The organism is Streptomyces xiaopingdaonensis, assembly GCF_000262345.1.
GTDB lineage: Bacteria > Actinomycetota > Actinomycetes > Streptomycetales > Streptomycetaceae > Streptomyces > Streptomyces xiaopingdaonensis.
Genome location: NZ_AJTQ01000199.1, coordinates 1 through 23803 on the forward strand (window position 1 = coordinate 1; position 23803 = coordinate 23803).

Consider the following 23803-nt stretch of genomic DNA (forward strand, 5'->3'; position numbering starts at 1 on the left):
CGCCGTTCGTGCTGGCGCCCGGGCGCCTCCCCGACCGCATCCTCGCCGGTGCGGCCGAGGCCGGCGCCGAGCTCGTCGCGCCCGTGCTCGGCGCCGCCCCCGAGGTCGTACGGATCGTCGCGGCGCGCTACGCCGAGGCGTCGGCCGACGCCTTGCCCGCGGCGGCCTGACCGTCCGGCAGGTACTTGTACCCGACCCGTCGGACCGTGACGATCCGGTCGCGGTGCGCGCGGCCGAGCTTGCGGCGGAGCCGCGCGATGTGCACGTCGACGGTGCGACCGTCGCCGACGTGTGCGTATCCCCATACGGCGCCGACGAGCTGCTCCCGCGAGTGCACACGCGCCGGGTGGGCCACGAGGTGCGCGAGGAGTTCGAACTCCAGGTAGGTGAGGTCGAGTTGGCGCCCCTCGACGCGTGCGAGACGGCGCTCGGCGTCCACCTCCACCGCGTCGCGGGCCGGCGGGGCGGCCTGGGGCGGGGTCGGCGGGTGCGCGGCGCCGGCGAGGAGCCGGGCCGGATCGGTCCCGGCCGGCACCAGGACGAGGTAGCCGACGAGGGGCGCCGAGGTCCCCTCGCGCGGGAGCCCATCGGTTTCGCTCGGCTCGCGGACGACGCGGAGCCTGCGTTCGGCGGAGCCGCCGCGGGCCGGTTCGGCGCCGAGGCCGAGAGCGGCGAGGTCCGCGCTGGTCAACGGGGCGAGCCCGGGGAGGTCTTGGACGGTCACGGCTGCGTGCTCCTTCGAGAGGTGAAGCGGGGACCGGAGGGGCCGCGCCGAAGGGAACGGCCGTCCGGGGAAGGGCGTGCAGACGCGGGCGCCGCACCACGCGGTGCCCCGTACCGGGGAACGTGGAAGCGGAAGGCGGAGGGAGCCGGGGCGGTCCGCCGCGGCCGGAGGGCCGCCGGTGTGGCCGGGCGCGGCGCGCGCGTCAGCGGAGGACGCAGCCCGCACAGAGGGCGCTGGCGTGCCGTCGGAGGTCGACGTGCAGCCGCGCTACGAGGTTCGCATACTGGCTCACGCCAAGTGAGCATGCCAGCACGGAGGTTCGGCGTCAACGCGCGGCCTGCGGCGGCGGCCGGGAGCCGCCGCCCGTACGGAGGTGGGAGAATCGGCGCGTGCACCTCCGGCGCGGACCCGCCGCGGGAAGACGGCGGTACGGAAGGGCCGGGGTGCGGAGCCGGTGAGCGCAGGAGAGCACAGCATGCCGAAACCCGTGGAAGACCAGCACGCCCTCCGGGCCGAGTGCGGCAGTTGCTTCGGGCTCTGCTGCGTCGCGCTGCCCCTCACCGCGTCCGCCGACTTCGCCGCGGACAAGGCGGCGGGCACCCCGTGCACGCACCTGCGCGAGGACTTCGGGTGCGGAATCCACGGCCGCCTCCGCGCGGAGGGCTTCCCCGGGTGCGAGGCGTACGACTGCTTCGGCGCCGGACAGCGCGTCTCGCAGCGGACCTTCGGCGGACGCGACTGGCGGCGCCACCCGGAGGCGGCGGAGCGGATGTTCGCCGCGCTCCCCGTCGTGCAGCAACTCCACCAACTGCTCTGGTACTTGGACGACGCCCTGACCCGCACCGCGGCCCGCGCCCTCGGCCCGCGACTGCGCGCCCTGCGGGAGGAGACCGACGCGCTGGCGGGCAGCCCGCCCGAGGCGCTCGCGACCCTCGACGTCGCCGCGCACCGGGGCCGCGTCGACCCCCTGCTGGAGCGCACGAGCGCACTCGTCCGCGCCCGCGTCCCGGGCGGCGGCCGCGACCGCAGGCGCGCCGACCTGCTGGGGGCCCGGCTGCGCGGTGCCGACCTGCGCGGGGCCGACCTGCGGGGCTCCGTGCTCATCGCCGCCGACCTCACCGGTGCCGACCTGCGCGAGGCCGACCTCATCGGCGCCGACCTGCGGGACGCGCGCCTCCACGGCGCCGACCTCACCGACGCCCTCTTCCTCACCCGCCCCCAACTCGCCTCGGCACAGGGCGACTTGTCGACAAGGCCGCCGCACCCGCTGACGCGGCCGGCCCACTGGCGCGGCTGAAGGGCCCGTGCCTCAGCCGGTGAGCTCGATGAGCCGCTCCAACGTCCGCCAGTTGCGTCCCGTCATCGTCAACTGCGGGCGTACGGCCGTGAGTGCGGAGCTCAGTCGGCTTCGTCCCATGCCGTGCGGGAAGTAGCAGTAGACGGCGCGGCCCACCGGGTGGAACTCGTCCGGTGCGTAGTCGGCCGGAGAGAGGACGTCGAAGTGGCCGGTTTCGGGGGTCTCCTCGAGGAGGAGGACGAGCACCTTGGCCGGGTCCAGCTCCGCCACCGGCAGCGGGCAGGCAGCCGCGATCTGCCGCAGTTCCTCACCGGTGCGGACGAGGCACTGCACCCGAGTCCCGAACCGCTCCGCTATCGCCCGCTCCAGTACGGGGCCCGGCTCCGGCTCCTCCGTGCGGAAGACGGCGTTGCCGCTCTGGAGGTAGGTGCGCACGTCCGTCCATCCCAACCCGGCGATGAGCGCCCGGAGTTCGGCCATCGGAATCCGTCGGTGACCGCCGACGTTGACACCTCTCAGCAGCGCCGCGTAGGTACGCGTGGTGGTAGCCATGCGGAAATCCTATGGCGGTACGCCGGCCCCGGCAGTGTGCCCGCGAAACCCGGCCCCGACCGCACGCCTCAGCGGTGCTTCTTCCCCTCGACGTACGCCAGCTCGACGCGCCCGTCGCTGTCCGTCTCCACCCGGTAGGTGTTCCACGCCTTGTAGCCCCGCGCCACTTCGCCCGTCTTCCTGGCGTAGCAGCGGTACTCCGTGGGCTCACCGCGCTCCACCATCGTCCTCCGGGGCATGCGGTCGCAGTAGGGCTTCTCCCCCGAACTCCGCGTGCGTTCCCAGGCTTTCGCGTGCACGGCCTCGCGGAACAGCGGCATCCGCACGGGCCTGACGGTCTGCTCCCAGGTGGCCTTCCTGCCGCCCGGCACCGGAAGCGGCACCTTCAGCTCAGTGATGCTGACCCGGTAGTCGACCTCGATGTCCTTGTACCGCGCGGTGCATCCGAAGACCTCGTCCCGGAGCACGGCGTCGCCGCAGTCGATCGGCACGACGGCTTCCGCGTCGCCGAGCATCGGCACGAGGTCCTCGTAGATCTCGTCCTTCACCTGCCCGATGCCGACGCGCTTCTCCTGGGGCCGCGGCCTCCGCACGGGTTCGTCGGGGTTGTCCTCGAAGGCGGTCCTGCGGACCTGGACGACCTCGGCCCTGTCGAAGGGCGGCTCCTTCTCCCACGCCTCCCTCTCGTCGGCGTCCGAGTGCACCTTCGGGACCACGACGAAGAAGACGGCGTAGACGACACCGCCCACGACGGCGAGGACCACCGCTCCGATCAGCCCCACGATGATGCACGAGAGGGCCCGGACGGTCCTCTCCTGCGGCTCGCTGTCCCCCACCGCCCACGCTCCCCGCGTTCGTACCCCCGCTGCCGGCGCCGCCGGACGCGACAGGTCCCGGCCGCCCGGCCGTTCATGCCTCCCGTGCGTGAACGACCCCTGTACGGCGACTGGTTGCCCTGACGCGTCCGCGCGGCGCCGTCGCGGTGGCTCAGTCCTTGCCGAGCATGCCCTTGGCGCGCCGCTTCACGCCACGGCCGACACGCCGCACGCCGCCGCCCGACTGGTCGAGCCGGGCCTCCAGCGACGCCGTCCGCTTCTCCAGCGAGGCGGTGAGCTTGCGCAACTCCTTGTTTTCCGCCTCGACTTCGCGGAGCTGCGCCGCGGTCTTCTCCCGTCCGCGCCTGGCCGTCACCGCCTGCTCGCGCAGCCAGGCCATGCGGTAGCCGAGAGCGCCGTCGTCGCTGCCGTCCCAGGACGTGACGGACGGCGGCAGTTCGAGCGCGTCGAGGGCCTTCTGCCATGCCTTGCCGCCGTCGCCGTGGCTGAAGGTGTTCTGCACGCCGTTCCGGTCGAGGAAATCGGTGTAGCGGCGGAACCGCTCCGCGTGGTTCTTGCGGAGCGCCGTGTAGTCGGCCTCGGCCAGGAGGTCGGCGGGCGCGGTGCCGGCCTCGACCTCGCGGAGCAGGCGGTGCGGGATCTCGAAGTACCGGCACAGCTCCAGCGTCCGCGAGTCGTGTGCGAGGACGACGCTGGGGGTGCCGGCGAGGAGCGCGGCCATGTTGCCGTGGATGCGGGTGCCGAACGAGAAGTCGTGCTCGGCGAGTTCGGCCATCCAGGTCGCGGGGTCGACGGGCACGCGGGTGTGGCCGCCGCGCACCAGCGGGTGGCTGCGCAGCCCCGGCAGCGGCTTCCGCCGGTTGCCGGCCACCGAGGTGTCGCCCCAGAAGAGCAGCTCGGCGTCGGTGAGGTTCTGCGCGTAGTACGTCAGCTCCGGGTGGAGCGAGAGGGCGTGCGCGGTGAGTTCCGCTATGCCGCCCTCCTTCTCCGCCTGCGAGGAGACGTTGACGGCGACCCGCGAGCCGGCGTCGAGCGGCTTCGCCTCCAGCTCGGGGAAGGTGTCGCCGTGCCAGAACATCGACGGGCAGCCGATGACCTCGACGTCCTTGAAGCCGAGCTTCTTCAGGTAGTCGGCGGTGAGCTCGCCGCGCACGCCGACGCTCGCCGAGCGGTTGAGGACGGCCTTCATGAACCGCCGCACGGACACCGAGATGTCGTCGAGCCGCCCGGTGTCGTACTCGGTGCTCGCCTGCGCGCCCACGCCGACGACGACCACGGGTATCTTCAACTGCTCGATGAGCGTGGACAGTTTGTCGAGCGACTTGCCGAAGCTCGGCCGGAACGCGTTGGCCAGCGGCACGGCGTAGAGGTCGAACCGCTCGTTGATCCGCGCCGCATTCTCCTTCGAGGAGTCGGTGCGCAGGCCCGCGGCGACCACCTCGGTGCCCGGGACGGTGAGCTGCTTGTGCACCGCGTCGCTGAAGAGCAGGTTGCCCGAGTTGGTGCCCATCAGGTCCTGGTGGATGAACTCTTCGTGGGTGACGACGTCGAACGGGCTCTTGCCCGCCCGCATCACGATCTCTTTCACGCTTCTCCTTGCTGCGTTGCCCTGCTGATGGCGGGTGCGCGGCTCACCGGCGCGCCTCGGGGTTCATCGGACGGTGCCCTCGACGGTCGCCGGGGTCTCGGTCGCCGGGACCTCGCGCGCGCCCGTCAGCGGCTCGTCCTCGGCCGCCGACTGCGCCGCCTGCTCGGCGTTGCGCGCCTCGGCACGCGCCGCGAGCGCCTCGACGGCGGCCTCGAACCGCTGCTGTGCGGGCGGCTCCTCGGGCCCGAGCAGGTACGAGGTCAGCTCGGCACGGGCACCGGCGCGCGGGTCCTCCTCGCCGCGGACGGCGGCGAGGAAGGCGTCGAGTCCGCGTGCGTCGTTGTCGAGGATCTCCGCGGCGCGCACGGCGGTGTTGCGCCGGGCGAACTCGGTGGCGCCGAGCCCCGCCGAGTCGGTGACGGCGTAGGGCTTGCCGCTCGCCAGGAAGTCGGAGACGACGCTGGATATGTCGGAGACGAGGCCGTCCGAGGCGTTGAAGCACTCGTAGAGCGCCGGCGCGGGGCCCGTGACGGTGCGGTGCTCCCATGCGGGGAACGACCGCCAGAACGCCTCGTTCCAGCGGGCGGTGAGGTCCGCCGCCTCCGGCGACGTCCGCGGGTCGCGGAGCGCGTCCCGGGCCGTCTCCGCCTCGTCGACGCCTTCGGCGGCGCTCGCGTGGAGCCGCTCCATCTCCGCCTCGATACGGGCGAGTTCGGCGCGCGCGGCGGCCGTACCGTCGGCGCCCCGCGAGGCGTCGGCCGCGAACTCCGGTGCCTCGGCGCGGCGTTCGGCGGCCGCGCGGAGCAACTCCGTGATCCTCGCGTCCGCTTCGAGCGCCTCCCGCGACCGCGTCCCGGTGAACGGGTGCGGCTTGTAGACGACGCGTACCGGCGGTTCTGCGGCGAGCAGTCCGCGGACGATGTTCTCGCCCGCGAGCATCAGCGAGGTGTTCCCCGGGTCGTCGGTCCACCCCTCCCAGGTGGGCGCGTAGAGCACGGTCGGCATCGCCTCCGGACGCCGCGGTCCCTGGATCGGGGCGAGTTGGGGGCGGCCGACCTCGACGACCGCGTCGTCCCGCACGCCGACGTCGGCGAGCGCGTACCGGTCGCGCCCCGCCTTGCCCGCCGTCCACACCTCGTCGTAGACCTTGCTGTACGGGTTGATGCTGGCGATCTTGTCGCTGTCGCCGTGGCCGATGAAGACGTGCTTCATCGTCGGGACCCGCAGCATGTGGATGTTCTTGCCGACGTTGGCCGGGTAGAGCGCCACCCGCACGGAGTCGAGGTCCATGTTCATCAGGTGGACGGCCGAGGGCACGCACGCGACGGGCGTGCGGGTCGGTGCCAGCCGGGCGAGCGTGTGCCGCTCGCGGAGGACGACGAGCGGACGCCCGCCGAGCTCCTCCATCGTCTCCAGCCACATGTTGACCTGGTAGGACGACTCGGCGGAGCCGGAGAAGTAGAGGACGGTCGTGGGCCGGTAGCGGCGCAGCCAGCCGTCGAACCACTCCAGGAACTCCTCGCTCGTCGGCGGGAGCAGGTGCGGAAGCAGGTAGCGGGCGAGGAGCCCGGTGTACAGGAGGGTGAGCACGAGCGTCGCACCCATGCCGACGTACCCGTAGAAGGAGTCCCCCGTGCGGGCCACGACGAGCACGCCGACGACCGCGAAGAGGTCGAGGTGCTGGACCTTCTCCATGGCGCGGTTGGTGAGCCAGCCGGGCGGGCCGTCCGCGATCCCCAGTTCGGCGAGGTCGATGTTGCGCGTGATCACCGGGAGCCTGCGCCGTGCGCGGATCTTCGCCGTGAGCGCGGTGTGCGGGGCCTGGAGCGCGTAGAAGAGGATGAAGCACGCGATGGCGGTGAAGGAGACGGGGTCCTCCGCCATGTCCATCCGGGAGAGCAGCAGGACGAGCAGGAGCTGCCGGATCAGGAAGCGCAGGGAGAGCCCCGCGCGGAAGCGGCTGAGCCGGTTGAGCAGGTAGCTGCCTCGCCTGTGGAGGTAGTGGTCGGAGGCGTAGCTGACACCCGCCGCGACGACGAACGTCCACAGGTCGGGCAGGAGCGCCGCCGTCATCAGTACCGGGTAGCTGAGGCCCATGAGGAGCGCGGCGACGAGCTCGGGTGTCGAGCCCACGCGCAGCATCTGCTGGAGCCGTTGGTTCATGCGACGACCTCCGCGCTCTCGTTCTCACCGCTGTGCGCGAGCGCGCCCGCGAGGGCCTGCTCGACGGCGGAGGTGCCGGAGTCGAGCGGGTCCTGCCTGCGCACGTCGATCACCTGTCCCGTGAGGTCGGACAGGAGAACGTCGAGCGAAGTGCGTGCCACCTGCTCGGAGGAGAGGAGCGAGCCCGCGGGCTCTTCGCCGAACGCCGCCGTGCGCATCGGCGTCGCCGTGCGCTCGGGGTTGATGCAGTTGACGCGGATGCCCTCGGCCGCCCACTCGTCGGCGAGCGCCTGCGTGAGGTTGACGATCGCGGCCTTCGCCGAGGAGTAGAGGCTGTACTCGGCGCGCCCGCGGGTGTAGCTGCTGGAGGTGTAGAGGAGGAGCTGCCCGCCGGTCTCCGCGAGGTAGGGGTGCGCGGCGCGGGCGAGTTGCACGGGCGCGAGGTAGTTGACGCGGAGCGCCTCCTCGATCTCGGCGTTGGAGGTGTCGGCGAGGCGGCCGATGCGCAGGACTCCGGCGGTGTTCACGACGTGGTCGATCCGGCCGGTCTCCGCGTACGCCTGCGCGAGCGCCTCCTCCACCTCCTTCGGGTCCTCCACGTGGGTGCCGGTGGTGGAGCGTCCGAGCGCGTAGGCGCGGGCGCCGAGTTCGCGGGCGAGCTCGGCGAGGTCGGCGCCTATGCCGTACGAGCCGCCGAAGACGACGAGGGTGCGGCCCTCGAGCAGTTCGCGGTAGGCGCGTCTGTCGGGCTGGCTGGGTGCGGTCGTCGAGACGAGCTGGAAGAGCTTGTCGGTGAGGAAGACGTCGAGCGGATGGGTCACCTTCATGTTGTACTCGTCGCCCGGCACGACGTGAATGGGGACGCTCGGCAGGTAGCGGAGGACGACGGAGCAGTCGTCCGTCGCCTTGAAGTGCGGATCCTGCTCGGCGAGTTCGTAGGCCCGGCGGATGGTCGACAGCCGGAACGCCTGCGGGGTCTGACCGCGCCTGAGCCGGGAGCGGTCGGGGACGTCCGTGATGAACTCGCCGTCGGCGCCGTGGGTGCGGGTCACGATCACGGTGTCCGCCGAGGGTATCGCCACGTCGACGGCCTGGTAGCGGTCGAGCGCGTCGACGCAGTCGTCGATGACCCGCTGCGAGAGGAACGGGCGCACGGCGTCGTGGAAGAGGACCTTCCGGTCCTCGCCCTCGGCGAGCTCGGCGTCGAGGAGGTCGATCGCGCGCCGGGTGGTCTCGTTCCTGTCCGCGCCCCCTTCGACGACGGCGCGCACCTTGCTCAGCCCTGCCTTGTCGACGAGCTGCTCCACCTCTCCGACGAACCCGGGCGCCATCAGCACCAGTACGTCGTCGATCGCCTCCGACTGCTCCAGTACGGAGAGGGTGTGCTCGATCACGGGTTTCCCCGCGACCTTGAGCAGTTGCTTGGGGACGCTGAGCCCGATGCGCTGACCGGTACCGCCGGCGAGAACCACCGCAGTGGTGCCTGTGCCGCCTTTCCCCTTGCTTTGGTTGATCACTCTTTGGCTCCTGATGGCTCACGAACGTGCAGGGACGCCGTAGGAATTGCCCCCGCACGAACTAGACCCATCGAACCCGGTAATAGTTGTGGCGCGAAATGGAACTGATACATCCGATGCTGATCAGTGACAGACACAGGGGCGCCGTCACCCACGACGTGCGTGCCCCGCGAAGCCCGCGGTCGCGGAAGAAGCCGTGCGGTGTCGGGAAGCAGCGGGAAGCAGCGGGATACGTCAGGAGACAGGGCGCGAATCCGCCCAGACCGACTCGAACTCCTCGCGATAGACCGGCAAAAGCCCCGCCTCCCCGGCGGCCCGCGGCGGAGGCTCCTGCCGCACCAACTGCCGCCCGTCCCCGCGCAGCACCCAGACGGGCGCCTCCATCCCCCGCACCCTGCGCAGGTACGACTGGACGACGGCGAGCCCGTCGGGGCCGTCGTCGTCGACGAGGTAGGCGGTGAACCGCGGCGTCTCGTCGAAAACGTGTATCTGGAACGCCCCCGTGTCGCGGAGGCGGGCGCGCACCCGGCGCATGTGGAGGATGTTCGTCTCCACCGAGCGGCTCAACTCGCCCCGCTTCAGGCCCAGCTCGCGCTCCCTGCGGCGGACGGCGCTGGAGGCCGGGTTGAGGAAGAGCAGCCGCATGCGGCAGCCGGACTCGGCGAGCCGCGTCAGCCGCCGGGCGCTGTAGTTCTGCACGAGGAGGTTGAGCCCGATCCCCACCGCGTCGAGCCGGCGGGCCCCGCCGAAGAGGTCCTCGGCCGGGAGCCTCCGCTGGAGCCTCACCCGGTCCGGGTGGACGGCGGCGACGTCGGCGTACCGGTCGCCGACGAGCTCCTCCACCGCGTCGACGGCGAGGCGCCCGGCCGCCGGCGCGTCGTGCGAGGCGCCGAGGAGCTCCAGCAGCCGGCCGCAGGCGCGCTCCGCCTGCGCGAGGACGGTCCCGGTGAGGGCCCGGTTGCGCGCGACGGCGCTGCGGGCCACCTCCAGCTCGTCGAGGGCGAGTTCGACCTCGCGGCGGTCCTCGAAGTACGGCTCGAAGCACGGCCAGTGCTGCACCATGAGCTCGCGAAGCTGCGGCAGCGTGAGGAAGGAGAGGAGGGTGTCGTCGGCCGGGTCGAGGAGGTACCCCTTGCGCCGGCTCACCTCGCGGACGGCGACGGCACGCTGCACCCACTCCTGCCCCGTGGGACCGGCGGCCGCGATCACCCACTCCTCGCCGTGCACCGGCTCGTAGATGGGGCGCAGGACGGCGGCGACGACCGAACGCACGCGCTGCTCGACGAGGTTGAGCCAGACATACGCACGTCCGCCGCGCCGGGCGCGGGTGCTCACCTCCGCCCAGTCCTCCGGCCCCCAGTCGAGGTCGGCGCCGATCTCCATGGGGCGTGCCAACGACACGGCACCCGGCGGCACTTCGGCGGTCCCGCCCTCACCGCCCGACTCTCCCGGGGGGAGCTCAAGCTCACCCGAGCCCAACTGTGCACCGCCTTCCGCGCCCCGCTGTTCGATCAAGGAAGACTACTGCGCACCCGGACGCGGTGCACCCGAACCTCGGCGACGAATCAACGTCGACTTCTGCCGCGACGACGACCACACGGGCCCGGATAACGCGTGGGTTTCCGACCTGTGCCAGTACTGTGCAGGTGACCTCCCCGCAGGAGCCGGCACGGCCGCAGCGGAGTGGCCGTACCGGCTCGGCGCGGCGAAGGCCGTCCGGGAGGCACCCCGCAGGGTGCGCGCCCCCCGCGCGCCCCGCCCCGCCCGCGCACACGCGGCGCACCAGGGGTGCGGGCGACCACGACGGCACGACCGGGAAGAGGCAACGCCATGCAGGTATGGCCGGGAAAGGCGTACCCACGGGGCGCCACCTACGACGGCGCCGGCACCAACTTCGCCGTCTTCTCCGAGGCCGCCGACCGCGTCGAGCTGTGTCTCCTGCACGACGACGGCAGCGAGACGGCCGTCGAGCTCCGCGAGTCGGACGGCTTCGTCCGCCACGCCTACCTGCCGGGGGTCCTCCCCGGGCAGCGGTACGGCTTCCGCGTCCACGGCCCCTACGCGCCCGAACGCGGCGCGCGGTGCAACAGCGCCAAGCTGCTCCTCGACCCGTACGCCAAGGCCGTCAGCGGCGCCGTCGACTGGGACGAGGCCGTCTACGGCCACCACTTCGCCGACCCCGACCGCCGCAACGACCTCGACTCCGCGCCGCACACGATGGCGTCCGTCGTCGTCAACCCGTACTTCGACTGGGGCGACGACCGCCCGCCGCGCACCGACTACCACCGCACCGTCCTCTACGAGGCCCACGTCAAGGGCCTTACCATGCTCCACCCCGCGCTCCCCGAGGAGCTCCGCGGCAGCTACGCGGCGCTCGGGCACCCGGCGGTCGTCGACCACCTCGTCCAACTCGGCGTCACGGCGCTGGAGCTGATGCCCGTCCACCAGTTCGTCACCGACCACAGACTCGCCGACGCTGGGCTCAGCAACTACTGGGGCTACAACACGATCGGCTTCTTCGCCCCGCACAACGGCTACGCCTCCGGCGGCGACCGCGGGCAGCAGGTCACCGAGTTCAAACGGGCCGTCCAGGAGCTCCACCGCGCCGGGATCGAGGTGATCCTCGACGTCGTCTACAACCACACGGCCGAGGGCAACCACCTCGGCCCGACGCTCTCCTTCCGCGGCCTCGACAACGCGTCGTACTACCGCCTCGCCGAGGACCGCCGCCGCTACACCGACACCACGGGGACCGGCAACTCGCTGCTGATGCGCAGCCCCCACGTCCTGCAACTGATCATGGACTCGCTCCGCTACTGGGTCGGCGAGATGCATGTCGACGGGTTCCGCTTCGACCTGGCGGCCACGCTCGCACGGCAGTTCCACGAGGTGGACCGGCTCTCCTCGTTCTTCGACCTGGTGCAGCAGGACCCCGTCGTCAGCCAGGTGAAGCTGATCGCGGAGCCCTGGGACCTCGGCGAGGGCGGCTACCAGGTGGGGAACTTCCCGCCGCTGTGGACGGAGTGGAACGGCCGGTACCGGGACACCGTCCGCGACCTGTGGCGCGGCGAGCCCCGCGCGCTCGCCGAGTTCGGCTCACGGCTGACCGGTTCGAGCGACCTCTACCAGAACGACGGGCGCCGCCCCCTCGCCTCCGTCAACTTCGTCACCTGCCACGACGGCTTCACCCTGCACGACCTCGTCTCGTACGAGCAGAAGCACAACGAGGCCAACGGCGAGGAGAACCGCGACGGCGAGAGCAGCAACCGCTCCTGGAACTGCGGCGCCGAGGGCGCGACGGACGACCCCGAGGTGCTGCGCCTGCGCAGGCGCCAGATGCGCAACCTCCTCGCGACGCTGCTCCTCTCGCAGGGCGTCCCGATGCTCTCGCACGGCGACGAGTTCGCCCGCACCCAGCGGGGCAACAACAACGCGTACTGCCAGGACGGCGAGGTCTCGTGGGTGCACTGGCCCGACGGAGCAGAGGGCGAGGCGGAGGACCCCGTACCGCCCCGGGGCCTCGGCGGCTCGACGCACGGCGCGCCCCGCCAACTGCTCGCCTACGTCCGCGCGATGGTGCGCCTGCGGCGCGCGCACCCCGTCTTCCGCCGGCGCAGGTTCTTCCAGGGCGCGCCGCTGGGCGGCGCGGGGGGCGGCCTCTCCGACATCGCCTGGTACACCCACGAGGGCCGCGAGATGACCCAGCAGGACTGGCAGGACTCGACCGCCCGCTCGCTCGGGGTCCTCCTCAACGGCCACGCCATCTCCGAGCCGGGGCTCCGCGGCGAGCGCGTCACCGACGACGACTTCCTCCTCCTCTTCAACACCGGGCGTACATCCCTCGACTTCACGGTGCCGAGGGCGCTGGGCGGCGGCTGGACCCCCGTCGTCGACACGGCGTACGAGAGCGGCCTGCCGCCGGCGGGGCCCGCGCCGCTCCAGGGCGGCGACCGCCTCGCCCTCCTCGATCGGAGCCTCGTCGTCCTGCGGCGGAGGGACTGACGGCCCTCGCGCGGGCCGTCAGGGGGCGCGGAGACGGCAGGCGTGTCGGCGTCTCCGGCACGGTCGTCCGCCGCCGCACGCCCGGCCGGACACGCCCAACGCCGCGCCGCCACAGCGTGGTCGGGCTCCCGTCGCGTGACTGCCGCACGCCGTCGCGCACCGCGCCCGCGGCCGGGAGCGCGTCGACCACCACGGCGCAAACCGGGCGGGAGTGGGAGGCACCGGGAGAATAACGGCCATGGACGCCCCAGACACACCCCCCACGGCAGCGGCTCCCGCACCGTCCCGCACGCGTCCCGCCTCCGGGCCGCCACGCGTGCCGCCCCGCATCCCGAGCGCCACCTACCGCCTCCAGCTCCAGCCCGGCTACGGCTTCGCCGAGGCCGCAGGGGCCGTCCCCTACCTCGCCCGGCTCGGCGTCTCGCACCTCCACCTCTCACCCGTCCTCGACGCGGTGCCCGGCTCGCGGCACGGGTACGACGTCGTCGGACACGGCGCCGTGCGCGAGGAGTTGGGCGGCGAGGCGGAGCTGCGGCGGCTGGCGCGGACCGCGCACGAGCACGGCCTCGGCGTCGTCGTCGACATCGTGCCGAACCACATGGCCGTCCCCACGGACACGCGCCTCAACCGCCCCCTGTGGGAGCTGCTGCGCCACGGCCCCGCCTCGCCCTACGCGCACTGGTTCGACGTCGACTGGGAGGCGGGCGGCGGGCGCCTCGTCCTCCCCGTGCTCGACGGGCCGCCGGAGGAGGAGCTGCCGCGGCTGGTACCGGAGCCCGGAGTCCTGCGGTACGGGGAGCGGGTGCTGCCGCTCGCGCCCGGCACCGACGGCATGGGGACGGCCGCGCTCGTGGACGCGCAGCACTACCGGCCCGTCCGCCGCGACACCGCCGACTCGGCGCTCAACTACCGCAGGTTCCTCACCGTCCGGGAGCTGATCGGGCTGCGCGTCGAGCATCCGCAGGTCTTCGACGCGACCCATGCGACCGTCGTCCGGCTCGTCCGCGACGGCACCGTCGACGGGGTGCGGGTCGACCACCTCGACGGGCTCGCAGAACCGGAGGCGTACCTCCGCCGGCTCGAGCACCGCACCGGCGGCTGCTGGACGGTCGTGGAGAAGGTCCTCGGCGACCGGGAAGAGCTGCCGCGCACCTGGCCGGTCGCCGGAACCACCGGCTACGACGCGCTGCGCCACGTCGACGGCGTCTTCACGGACGGCGAAGGGCAGGCCGAACTCGCCGCGCTCCACGTGCGGTTGACGGGGCCCGCGCCCGACGCGGGAGGCGAGTGGGCGCCCACGGTCGAGCGGGCCGCGCGGGAGGTCCTCGCCGAGGGACTGGCGGCCGAGCGCGAACGGCTCGCCCGTCGCGCGGCATCCGCGTGCGAGGAGGCGGGGCTGCCGTCGCCCGCGGGCGGCGCGCTCCGCGCCGCGCTCGTCGAACTGCTCGTGCGGCTCCCGGTCTCCCGCCCGTACGCGGTGCCGGGGACCCCGCCCAGCACCGCCGACGCCGCCCACCTGGAGGCGGCGTCGGGCGCCGCGCGCGGCGCGCTGCCGCACGACGGCGCCGCCGCGCTCGGCCCGCTGCGCGACCTGGCGCTCGGCCGGCTCGGGGACGGTCCGCGGCGGCGCGCCTTCACTGCGGGGTTCGCGCAGCTCGGTGCGGCGCTGCGGGCCAAGTCCGTCGAGGACAGGGCGGGTTACCGGTACACGCCGCTCCTCTCCGCCTGCGAGGTCGGCGCGGAGCCGGGTGAGCCCGCCGTAGCGCCCGAGCGGTTCCACGCCTACTGCGGGCGGCTCCAGCGGGAGTGGCCGGCGAGCGGCACCGTCCTCTCCACGCACGACACCAAGCGCAGCGCCGACGTGCGCGCGGCGATCGCCGTGCTCGCCGAATGCCCGGGCCGCTGGGGCGAGTTCCTCGGCGGGGTCTCCGGGCCGCTCGCCTCCGCGCCGGGCGACCCTTCCGGCGCCGCCCGGTACGAGCTGCCGGACCCCCGCCTCAACTGGGTGGCCTGGCAGACCGCGTTCGGCCTCGGGAGCATCGTGCCGCAGGCGCCCGGCAGGCCGACGTACGTGCAACGCCTCACCCGCACGCTGCTGAAGTCGGCACGGGAAGCGGCGCTGCACACCAACTGGGCGGCGCCGGACGCGGGTTACGAGGAGCGCCTCGCACGCCTCGCGGCGCACGTGGCCGAGCGCGCCGTGCACCCCACGGGCGCCCTCGCCGCGCTCGTCGCCGAACTCGCCCCGCACACCCGCGCGAACGTGCTCGGCATGACGCTCGTCCACCTCACGATGCCCGGCGTGCCCGAGCTCTACCAGGGCACCGAGCGCCTGTACCGCACGCTCGTCGACCCCGACAACCGGGACCCGGTCCCACCGGGCATGCACACGCTCCAGGCGCTCGGAGCGGCGGAGCACGTCCTCGCCCCCGTGCAGCAGCGTCCGCACCCGGAGAACGAACTCGCCGTCGAGAAGCTGCGGTTGACGACGGCGGCGCTCCGGCTCCGCGCACGCCACCGCGACTGGTTCGCGCCCGGCACCGGCGGCCATGCGCCGCTGCGGGCCGAGGGGCCCGCAGCCGGGCACTGCCTGGCGTTCGTCCGCGGGGGCGGGGCGCTCACCGTCGCGACACGGCTCTCCCGCCGCCTGCGGGCGAACGGCGGGTGGCGCGGGACGCGGCTTCCGCTGCCGGCCGGGCGCTGGCGGCACGCGGCGTGCGACGGTGCGCCGCTCGGCGGGTCCGTGCCGCTCGAGGAACTCCTCGCCGACTCCCCCGTGGCGCTGCTCGTCCGCGCCTGACCCGGCGCCGACAGCCGTACGCGCCCGCCCGCTGACCGGCTGAGGACAGCGACTCCGGCCACGCTGTCACACTCACGTAAACGTACCGGGTCTGGCCTCGGAAAAGCGGCTGCGCTCCACTGACCCGCATGGCAACCAACAGCACTGGTCTACTGCGGGTGTTGGGGCGCGGGGACGTCCTGGCCCTCGCCTTCGGCGCGATGATCGGCTTCGGCTGGGTCGTCCTCACCTCCGACTTCCTCGCGGACGCCGGGCCCGGCGGTGCGGCGCTCGCCTTCGTCCTCGGCGGGCTCGTGATGGCGCTCGTGGGGCTCTGCTACGCGGAGCTCGTCTCGGCGATGCCGCGCGCGGGCGGCGAACACCACTACGGGCTACGGGCGTTGGGCGCGCGCGGCGCCTTCACCGCCTCCTGGGCGCTCGTCCTCGGCTACGTCTCCGTCGCCGCCTTCGAGGCCGTCGCACTCCCCCAGACGGCGCTCGCGCTCTTCCCCGACATGGCGACAGGGCACCTCTGGACGCTCGGCGGATACGACGTCCAGGCCACCTGGGTGGCCGTCGGCGCGGGCGCGGCTGCCCTCCTCACTCTCCTCAACTACGTGGGCATCCGCCCCGCGAGCGTCTTCCAGACCGTCGCGGTGCTCTTCCTGCTCGGCGTCGGCGCGCTCCTGCTGCTGGGCTCCCTCACCGGCGGCTCGACCGAGACGATGCAGCCGCTCTTCCGCGGCGGCCTCGACGGGCTCGCCGCCGTCCTCGCCGCCGTGCCCTTCCTCTTCGTCGGCTTCGACGTCATCCCGCAGTCCGCCTCCGAGGTCAGGATCCCGCAGCGCCAGGTGGGCAAGCTGCTCGTCGTCTCGGTCGGGTGCGCCGTCGCCTGGTACGCGCTGATCATGCTCACCGTCGGCTCCGGGCTCGGGGGCGCGGACCTGGCGGGGGCCGACCTCGCCACGGCCGAGGCGATGGAACGGCTGTGGGGCAGCGCGCTCATGGGAGACCTCCTCGTCGTCGGCGGCATCGCGGGGATCGTCACGAGCTGGAACGCGTTCCTCATCGGCGGCAGCCGGCTCCTCTACGCGATGGCGTCCTCCGGAATGGTGCCGGCCTGGTTCGGGCGGCTGCACCCGCGGTTCCGCACGCCGGCGAACGCGGTCCTCTTCGTCGGCGGACTCTCGGCCGTGGCACCGTTCTTCGGCGAGTCGATGCTCAACTGGCTGGTGAACGCCGGCGGTGTCAACATCGTCGTCGGCTACCTCGTCGTGGTCGTCTGCTTCCTCGTGCTGCGCAGGCGGGAGCCGGAGATGGAGCGGCCGTTCCGTACGGCGGCCGGGACGGTCACCGGAGCGGCCGCGCTGGTGCTGACCGTCGGGCTCGGAGTGCTCTATCTGCCGGGCATGAGCGCCGCGTTGGAGTGGCCCGCCGAGTGGCTGATGGTCGGCGCCTGGTGGGTGGCGGGGGCGCTGCTCCTGTGGCGCCTGCCGCGGATCGCCCCGGGGGCCGACGCCGAAGCCCGGCTCCGGGCGCGGATGGGCGTACCGGAGGAGACGGTGCGGGCCGCCGAGTGAGGACCGCCGTCGCGCCGGTGTTCCGCCGCGCCCGCCGACTCGGTTGCACGGTCCGGGAGTCCACACGTGGGACGTCCGCCGGGCCGCCCGGCGGAGGTCGCAGAAACCCGATGCGCGCCGCCGGGCACGGCTGCTAGGTTCATGACCGCGACCGCAGAACGGCGGTACGCGCCACGGGAGTTGGAAGGGAGGCGGTAGCGATGGCCCACGCCACCGAGTCGCACACCCACGCTCCCGCCACGGCGCCCGCACGGCACACCGCCTGATCGGCCGGAGGCCGCACCACGCCGGGGAGCTCCGCACTCCCTGAGGACACACCTTGTCGAAAACGCTCGTCCGCGCACTCACGGAACCCGAGGCGCGCACCGTCTTCACCTCGCTCGACCACCCGGCACTCGACCGCCTCGGCCCCCCGCTGCTCGGCCGCCGTTACGCCACCCTCGCCGAGGGCGGCGCGTACCGCCCCGAGTGGACCTTCGTCGCCGAGCGCGAAGGACGCGTCGTCGCACGCGCGGCGCTGTATGCGGCCCCGCAGGACCAACACCCCGTCCTCCTCGACTGGTTCGACCTCGCACCGGGCGAACACGACGCCGCCGTACGCCTGCTGACGGCGCTCCCCTTCCCCGTCCCGTACGAGCTGCTCCTGCCCCCCGGCTGGCGCACGGACCCCCTGGTGCACGCGGCGGCCGAGGCGCGCCTCGCCGCCTGTGCCGCGGCCGGCCGCGAGTTCGTCGTCGAACGCTTCCGGTACGAGTGGACGCCCCGCGACGGGCTCCCACCGCGCACGGGCGGTCTCGTCCTCGCGCCGCCCGCCGACGACGAGTCCGTACTCGGCGCCCTGCGCGAGATCCACCGCGACACACGCGACGCCCACGCCCGCCGCGCCGTGGCGGCGGGCGGGATCGAGCATGCCGCACGCGACGAGTTGGAGTTCTTCGACTGGCTCGACTCCGCGCGCCGCTGGTGGCAGCTCGCCTACACACCGCACGGCGAACTCGCGGGCCTGCACGTACCGGGACGCAACCCCGGCGGCTTCGCCGTCGGCTTCATCGGCGTCCTTCCCGAGCACCGCGGACGCGGCTACTCGGCCGAGCTGCTCGCCGCGTGCACGGCGCGGATGGCGGCGGAGGGCGCCGAGCGGATCGCGGCCGCGACGGACATCGGCAACACGCGGATGGCGAAGACGTTCGCGCGCTCGGGCTACCGCATCGTCCAGCACCTCTGCGTCCTCGCGGAGCCGGGGCAGGTACCGGACTGAGCGGTACCCGCCGGCGCGGGCACCCGCCCGGGTAGCGCGCCGTGCTCCGCGCGCCGACGCGCGGAGCACGGCGCCCTCGGTCTCGTCGGCCGGCGACGGTGTCCAGGCTCCCAGCATCCGACCCGGCGACGGACCCCGGCCCTCGCGGCGAACCGGACACCGCGGGCCGACGGGATCACGCGATCTCCTCACCGAAGATACCGGTGAGCTCCTCCGTGTCGTTCGCCGACCGCTGACGCCAGGCACGCAAGTCCGGCGCCGCGTCTTGCAGTTGCTGCCCTCTGAGCGCCCGCTCGACATAGGCCGACAGGTTGCCGCGCGAGGTGGCGCGGGCGTGGGCGAGGAGATCGTCCGGCAGGGTCACCGCAATACGCGTACGTGGCATACGGAAAGCATGCCTCCCCGCGGCGGACGCGCCCACCCGGACCGCGCCCGGAAGCCGCAGCCACGGCTCAGCGAGCAACGGCGTACACACCCGGGGGGACGTCCCAACGCCCCCTGCTGTCACGCCGTTTCGCACTCACCCGCCCCCCGGCAGCTCCGCCCCCCGCATCCCCGCCCGCGGCTCCGAACGCCGCGCCGGCACGTGCCGGGCGGCCACCTTCCCGCCACGCTCCCGCACGGCGCCCCGTCCCGCCCCCGCCGTGGAGGACGGGAGGAACGCGGCGACGAGGAGCCCCAGCAGGGCAGCACCCGCGGCGATCAGGAACGCGGTGCGGAAGCCGCCGAGGCCCGGCACCTCGGCGCCGCCGAGCGGGGTCGTCATGCGCGCGAGCACCACGCCGATCACCGCGCTGGAGCTGGAGGTGCCGATCGAACGCATCAGCGTGTTCAGGCCGTTGGCCGCGCCGGTCTCCGACGCGTCGACCGCGCCGAGGATCAGCGCGGGCATCGCCGAGTACGCCACGCCGATCCCCACACCGACGAGGACGGCGACGAGCACGGTCTGCCAGACGGCACCCATGAGGAAGACCCCGGCGAGGTAGGCGACGGCGAGCAGCACCTGCCCCGCCATCAGCGAGACCTTCGGCCCGCGCTTCGCCGACAGCCGCGCCGAGAAGTTCGACACCGCCATCATCGCCACCCCCATCGGCGCGATGCACAGCCCCGCCACGACCATCGACTGCCCCAACCCGTACCCGGTCGCCGCGGGAAGCTGGAGAAGCTGCGGCAGCACCAACGTCAGTACGTAGAAGGCGAATCCGACGGTGATCGACGCGAGGTTGGTGAGGAGCACCTGACGGCGTGCCGTGGTGCGCAGGTCGACGAGCGGGTCGCGGAGGCGCAGCTCCAGCAGCCCCCAGAGCAGGAAGACGGCGACGCTCCCGCCGAGGAGCCCGAGCGTCAACGGGCTCCCCCATCCCCACTCGGCGCCCTTGGAGACGGGCAGCAGCAGCCCGACGAGGCCCAGCGTCAGCCCGACGGCGCCGACCACGTCGAACCGGCCGGGCGTGCGCAGCCCCGACTCGGGCACCAGCAGTCCGACGAGCGCCATCGCGAGCGCGCCGAGTCCCGCGGAGCCGAGGAAGAGCACGTGCCAGTCGGCGGTCTGCGCCACGTAGGCGGCGAGCGGCATGCCGAGCGCACCGCCGACCCCGAGCGAGGAGCTCATGAACGCCATCGCGGAACCGAGCCGCTCCGGCGGGAGTTCGTCGCGCATGATGCTGATGCCGAGCGGGATCGCCCCCATGGCGAACCCCTGCACGGCACGCCCCGCGACCATCGGCACGAGCTGGGAGGTGGCGGCGCAGACGAGCGAGCCGAGGACCATCAGCCCGAGGCTCACCATGATCATCCGGCGCTTTCCGTAGAGGTCGCCGAGCCGCCCCATGATCGGCGTCGCGACGGCGCCGCTGAGCAGCGTCGCGGTGACGACCCAGGAGGCGTTGGCCGGCGACGTCCGCAGCAGCTCGGGCAGTTGGGCGACGACGGGCACGATCAGCGTCTGCATCACGGCGACGGAGATGCCCCCGAACGCGAGGACCGGCACCAGCAGCCTGCCCTCCCGCAGCCCGCTCCTCGCCGGGGTGCGCGCGTCCCGGCCGCGGGATGTGCCGGGCAGGCCGCCGCGCCTGCCGTGCGGTGCGCCGTACCCGGGAGACCCGAGCGTGTGGGCGCCGGGGGGCTCCGTCGCCGGCGTACTGCCGGGGGCCGCCTCCCCGGCCGCCGGCTCGGTCGCGCGGGGAGTCCCGGACGCGCCGCCGGGGAGGGGGCGCCGGCGGCGGAGGAAGCCCGACGGGCCGTGTGCGCCGCCGCTTTCGGTGGCGGGGGCGGCGTCCCTGGCGGACGCCGGGGGGCAGCCGGGTGCGCGGGTGCCCTGCGGGTCGGGGGCGCCGCAGTCGGGCCCGTGGTCGGGCTCCGGACTGCGGCCGGGACTTTCGCCGGGCAGGTCGCGGGGGCTGGTCGGATCGTGCGTCGGCATGCTTCGGCCTCCGGGGCGCAGACGGTACGGGAGCAACGTTCATGCAGCGTACAAACGAACTCGCCCCGGGCATCCGGTATTTCGCCACCGGAAACGCGCCCGACACACCACCGTCGGGCGTCCCGCACTCCCCGGCCGTACGCCGAGCGCACCCACCGCGAGGAGCGCGCCGCGCGCCCGCCGCGGCGCCCGCCCCCTCGCTCCACGCGGAAGCGCCCCGCGGAACGACGTCACCGCACGCCGTACGGCGCCGCCGTCGAACACCGCCCCGCTCGGGACCCGCGGAAGGAGCCGGGCGTCCGCCGGGGGCGCATCGCGTCCGGCGTGCGCAACGGGCGGGACGCCAGAGGGCGGACGTGCGCGAAAGAGACGCCGGAGCACCACCCGCGCCGCGGACAGCAAAAGACCCCGGGGGACGGCCGTACGCCGTCCCCCGGGGCCACATCCGCCCCCGCGGCCGCCCTGGCGGCCCCGCGTCAGCGCGTCCGCCAGAGGCCGACCGCACTGCCCCGAAGGGAGTTTGGCCGGATCGGAGCGAACCGGAAGCCTCCGGTACCGGTCCGGGTCCGCCGGTTCTTCAGCCCTCCGTCGGCTCCAGCCGAACGGAGATGCTGTTGATGCAGTACCGCTGGTCGGTCGGGGTGTCGTACCCCTCGCCCTCGAAGACGTGGCCGAGGTGGGAGCCGCAGTTGGCGCAGCGCACCTCGGTGCGGACCTGGCCGAGGGAGTGGTCGGGCAGCAGCTCGACGGCCTCCGACTTCGACGGGTCGTAGAAGCTCGGCCACCCGCAGTGGGACTCGAACTTCGTCTCGGAGCGGAACAACTCGGTGCCGCAGGCGCGGCAGTTGTAGACGCCCGTGGTCTTGGTGTCCGTGTACTCACCCGTGAACGGGCGCTCGGTGCCGGCCTCGCGGAGCACGTGGTACTCCTCGGGGGACAGCTCCTCGCGCCACTGCTCCTCGGACTTGTTGACGTCGTAGGCCATCTCGGTCTCCTAGTTCTGCTGTGCGCCCTGATTCCCGGGCCGCACGGGCCGTGCGGCCTTCCCCCCGTACGCGGCCGTCAGCTCCCCAAGCGGGCGAGGAGCTGCGGCCCGAGTTCGGTCACGTCACCCGCGCCCATGGTGAGAACGAGATCACCGGGTTTGGTCATTCCCGCGACGACGCCGACGGCCTCCTCAGGACCTGATGTCTCCGTCACATCGGCGCCCGCCCCCAGCGCCGCCTCGACGACGAGCCCGCTCGTCACGCCCGGCAGCGGGTCCTCCCGCGCCGGGTAGATCGGCAGCACGACGGACGCGTCGGCGAGCGCGAGCGCCCGCCCCATCTCGACGCCGAGTTCCCGGGTGCGGCTGAAGAGGTGCGGCTGGTAGACGACGAGCACGCGCCCCTCGCCCGCCGCCTGGCGCACCGCCTCCAGGTCGGCGGCCATCTCCGTCGGGTGGTGCGCGTACGAGTCGATCACCTGCACACCGCCGGACTCGCCCTTCGACTGCAACCGCCGCCCGACCCCGTGGAACGACTGCAACGCAGGCGCCAACTCCTCGGGGTCGACCCCGGCCGCGGCGCCCGCCGCCAGCGCGGCCACGGCGTTGAGCGCGTAGTGCCGCCCGGGAACGGAGACCTCGAACGCGAGCTCGCGTCCGTCGAGCACCGCCGTGACCCGGCTCGCCAGGCCCCGGTGCTCGATGGAGACCACCCGCACCTCGGCGTCCTCCGCCTGCCCGTAGGTGACGACGCGCGGAGCGCCGCCCGCGGCGCGCACCCGCGCGGCGAACTCCCGCGCGCCCGGGTCGTCGGCCGAGACCACGAGGGTGCCGCCCTCGCGGACGCGTCCTGCGAAGATCTCGAAGGACTCGTGGACCTCCTCCAGCGAGGCGTAGTTGGCGTGGTGGTCGAGCTCGACGTTGAGGACCACGGCGACCTCGGGCGCGTACTTGTGGAAGCTGCGGTCGCTCTCGTCGGCCTCCGCCACGAAGAGGTCGCCGCCGCCCTGGTGCGCGTTGGAGCCCGGCTGGTCGAGGTCTCCGCCGATGGCGTACGACGGGTCGGCCCCGAGCGTGCGGAGGGCGACCGCCAACATCGACGTCGTCGTCGTCTTGCCGTGGGTCCCGGCGACGGCGACGGCGCGGTGCCCGTCGAGGAGCGCGGCGAGCGCGTCGGAGCGGTGGACGACGGGCAGGCCGCGCTCCGTGGCGGCGGCGATCTCCGGGTTGTCGTCGCGGATGGCGCTGGAGGCGACGATGCACGTGGCGTCGGCCGGGAGGTGCTCGGCCGCGTGCCCGATCCGGACCGTCACGCCGAGCCGCCGCAGCGCCTCGACCGTCTCCGACTCGCGTGCGTCGCTGCCGGTGACGCGGGCGCCGCGCTGCGCGAGGACCTTCGCGATGCCGGACATACCCGCCCCACCGATGCCGAGGAAGTGCGGCCGCTCCATGGCAGGCGGTACGGGATGACTGGCCATGCGGGCTCCCCAAGGGTCGTGGGCTGCGAGGACCCGGGGCGACTCCCGCCCGCGGGCGGCACCCAGACTATTCGGTGTGCGCGAAGAGCTTCAGCACCGGTACGCCGACCTTGTGCCGCGCCCGTGAGGCCCAGTCCCGGTGGAAGAACTCCTCGACGAAGTGCGGCGCCGTGAGGACGACCACCTCGTCGGCCTCGGTCTGCGCGCAGACGGAGCCGAGCAGGTCGAGCGGCTGACCCTCGACGAGCTGCCCGACGGCCTCGGCGCCGGTGTCCCGCAGGCGCTTCAGCGAGAGTTCGAGCGCACGCTCCGCCTCCGGGATCGCCTCGCCGCCCCCGGGCGCCCCGCCCTCGTGCACCGCCTCGTCGACCTCGCCGAGGGCGATGTCGTCGAGCGCCCGCAGGAGGAGCCCCTGGTCGCCCCTGGGCTGCAGCAGCACGACGAAGGAGACGTGCTCCTCGCCGTGGAGCGTGGTCACCAGCTCGATGTCCTCGGACACGAGCGGCTTCTCGATCATCAACACGGTCGTGATCACGACGGGCACCCCTCAGTCAACGGGGGTCCCCGGCACAGCAGGGCCCCAACGGAACCGGTCCTCCCCCGCAGGCAGCGGGGTACGGGC

The 23803-nt window shown here is 73.6% G+C and carries 18 protein-coding genes and 1 pseudogene; 6 read left to right on the top strand and 13 right to left on the bottom strand.

Translation table 11 applies throughout. The features are described from left to right. Window positions 1–170 (top strand): annotated as a pseudogene (locus UWG_RS30180) (sirohydrochlorin chelatase); the annotation flags it as partial. Here the strand turns inward: UWG_RS30180 and UWG_RS0116100 are convergent. Beyond that, window positions 128–724, bottom strand: coding sequence for a winged helix-turn-helix domain-containing protein (locus UWG_RS0116100; RefSeq protein WP_016908251.1), 597 nt, complete (start codon window positions 722–724; stop codon window positions 128–130). The pseudogene UWG_RS30180 and the gene UWG_RS0116100 overlap by 43 nt on opposite strands. Before the next feature lie 202 nt (window positions 725–926). Continuing rightward, window positions 927–1037, bottom strand: a complete 111-nt coding sequence (locus UWG_RS34260) for a putative leader peptide (protein ID WP_420235632.1) — start codon at window positions 1035–1037, stop codon at window positions 927–929. Between the two features lie 162 nt (window positions 1038–1199). Between UWG_RS34260 and UWG_RS0116105 the strand changes: the two genes are divergently transcribed. Continuing rightward, window positions 1200–2021: a pentapeptide repeat-containing protein gene (locus tag UWG_RS0116105; RefSeq protein ID WP_016908252.1), complete on the top strand. Its 822-nt coding sequence runs from the start codon at window positions 1200–1202 to the stop codon at window positions 2019–2021. A 12-nt stretch (window positions 2022–2033) separates the two neighbouring features. On the opposite strand, the gene UWG_RS0116110 is transcribed toward UWG_RS0116105, so the two are convergent. The 6 genes from UWG_RS0116110 to UWG_RS0116135 form a co-directional block, all read right to left on the bottom strand. Continuing rightward, complete coding sequence (locus tag UWG_RS0116110; protein ID WP_272943202.1) at window positions 2034–2573, bottom strand: DUF1697 domain-containing protein; 540 nt, start codon at window positions 2571–2573, stop codon at window positions 2034–2036. A gap of 68 nt (window positions 2574–2641) precedes the next feature. Continuing rightward, entirely contained in the window at window positions 2642–3409 is a 768-nt protein-coding gene (locus UWG_RS0116115; protein WP_016908254.1) for a hypothetical protein, read from the bottom strand. Between the two features lie 151 nt (window positions 3410–3560). Beyond that, window positions 3561–4997 carry a polysaccharide pyruvyl transferase family protein gene (locus UWG_RS0116120; protein WP_016908255.1) on the bottom strand — a complete coding sequence of 479 codons (1437 nt, stop codon included), beginning with the start codon at window positions 4995–4997 and terminating at the stop codon, window positions 3561–3563. A gap of 63 nt (window positions 4998–5060) precedes the next feature. Further along, window positions 5061–7160 carry a hypothetical protein gene (locus UWG_RS0116125; RefSeq protein ID WP_016908256.1) on the bottom strand — a complete coding sequence of 700 codons (2100 nt, stop codon included), beginning with the start codon at window positions 7158–7160 and terminating at the stop codon, window positions 5061–5063. Beyond that, window positions 7157–8677 carry a bifunctional cytidylyltransferase/SDR family oxidoreductase gene (locus tag UWG_RS0116130; protein WP_016908257.1) on the bottom strand — a complete coding sequence of 507 codons (1521 nt, stop codon included), beginning with the start codon at window positions 8675–8677 and terminating at the stop codon, window positions 7157–7159. Before UWG_RS0116130 ends, UWG_RS0116125 begins: the two co-directional genes overlap by 4 nt. Window positions 8678–8911: 234 nt before the next feature. After that, complete coding sequence (locus tag UWG_RS0116135) at window positions 8912–10156, bottom strand: SAV2148 family HEPN domain-containing protein (protein WP_157838561.1); 1245 nt, start codon at window positions 10154–10156, stop codon at window positions 8912–8914. Window positions 10157–10507: 351 nt separating this feature from the next. Here UWG_RS0116135 and glgX point away from each other — a divergent pair, with 351 nt between their 5' ends. The 4 genes from glgX to UWG_RS0116155 all read left to right on the top strand — a co-directional run bounded on the left by glgX (window position 10508) and on the right by UWG_RS0116155 (window position 18296). Continuing rightward, on the top strand, window positions 10508–12679 hold the full coding sequence (gene glgX, locus UWG_RS0116140; RefSeq protein ID WP_016908259.1) for a glycogen debranching protein GlgX: 2172 nt from the start codon (window positions 10508–10510) through the stop codon (window positions 12677–12679). 316 nt (window positions 12680–12995) lie between these two features. Beyond that, window positions 12996–15479 carry a malto-oligosyltrehalose synthase gene (treY, locus tag UWG_RS0116145; RefSeq protein WP_016908260.1) on the top strand — a complete coding sequence of 828 codons (2484 nt, stop codon included), beginning with the start codon at window positions 12996–12998 and terminating at the stop codon, window positions 15477–15479. Window positions 15480–15607: 128 nt separating this feature from the next. Continuing rightward, window positions 15608–17038 carry an APC family permease gene (locus UWG_RS30185; RefSeq protein WP_033196177.1) on the top strand — a complete coding sequence of 477 codons (1431 nt, stop codon included), beginning with the start codon at window positions 15608–15610 and terminating at the stop codon, window positions 17036–17038. A gap of 319 nt (window positions 17039–17357) precedes the next feature. Beyond that, window positions 17358–18296 (top strand): GNAT family N-acetyltransferase, encoded by a 939-nt coding sequence (locus UWG_RS0116155; protein WP_016908262.1) that lies wholly within the window; start codon window positions 17358–17360, stop codon window positions 18294–18296. A 175-nt stretch (window positions 18297–18471) separates the two neighbouring features. Here UWG_RS0116155 and UWG_RS0116160 read toward each other — a convergent pair whose 3' ends face one another. The 5 genes from UWG_RS0116160 to UWG_RS0116180 form a co-directional block, all read right to left on the bottom strand. Beyond that, window positions 18472–18660, bottom strand: coding sequence for a hypothetical protein (locus UWG_RS0116160; RefSeq protein WP_016908263.1), 189 nt, complete (start codon window positions 18658–18660; stop codon window positions 18472–18474). 156 nt (window positions 18661–18816) lie between these two features. Next, window positions 18817–20718 (bottom strand): MFS transporter, encoded by a 1902-nt coding sequence (locus tag UWG_RS30190; RefSeq protein ID WP_016908264.1) that lies wholly within the window; start codon window positions 20716–20718, stop codon window positions 18817–18819. A 577-nt stretch (window positions 20719–21295) separates the two neighbouring features. Beyond that, window positions 21296–21703, bottom strand: coding sequence for a peptide-methionine (R)-S-oxide reductase MsrB (gene msrB / locus UWG_RS0116170; protein ID WP_016908265.1), 408 nt, complete (start codon window positions 21701–21703; stop codon window positions 21296–21298). A 77-nt stretch (window positions 21704–21780) separates the two neighbouring features. Further along, window positions 21781–23181 (bottom strand): UDP-N-acetylmuramate--L-alanine ligase, encoded by a 1401-nt coding sequence (gene murC / locus UWG_RS0116175; protein ID WP_029391496.1) that lies wholly within the window; start codon window positions 23179–23181, stop codon window positions 21781–21783. A 67-nt stretch (window positions 23182–23248) separates the two neighbouring features. Next, window positions 23249–23716, bottom strand: a complete 468-nt coding sequence (locus tag UWG_RS0116180) for a hypothetical protein (protein WP_029391497.1) — start codon at window positions 23714–23716, stop codon at window positions 23249–23251. Window positions 23717–23803 lie beyond the last annotated feature (87 nt).

Excerpts from the sequence above, each read along its gene's own strand:
- UWG_RS0116105 (WP_016908252.1), top strand. The coding sequence starts at position 1,200 with ATGCCGAAACCCGTGGAAGACCAGCACGCCCTCCGGGCCGAGTGCGGC.
- UWG_RS0116110 (WP_272943202.1), bottom strand. The coding sequence starts at position 2,573 with ATGGCTACCACCACGCGTACCTACGCGGCGCTGCTGAGAGGTGTCAAC.
- UWG_RS0116125 (WP_016908256.1), bottom strand. The coding sequence starts at position 7,160 with ATGAACCAACGGCTCCAGCAGATGCTGCGCGTGGGCTCGACACCCGAG.
- glgX (WP_016908259.1), top strand. The coding sequence starts at position 10,508 with ATGCAGGTATGGCCGGGAAAGGCGTACCCACGGGGCGCCACCTACGAC.
- UWG_RS30185 (WP_033196177.1), top strand. The coding sequence starts at position 15,608 with ATGGCAACCAACAGCACTGGTCTACTGCGGGTGTTGGGGCGCGGGGAC.
- UWG_RS30190 (WP_016908264.1), bottom strand. The coding sequence starts at position 20,718 with ATGCCGACGCACGATCCGACCAGCCCCCGCGACCTGCCCGGCGAAAGT.
- msrB (WP_016908265.1), bottom strand. The coding sequence starts at position 21,703 with ATGGCCTACGACGTCAACAAGTCCGAGGAGCAGTGGCGCGAGGAGCTG.
- murC (WP_029391496.1), bottom strand. The coding sequence starts at position 23,181 with ATGGCCAGTCATCCCGTACCGCCTGCCATGGAGCGGCCGCACTTCCTC.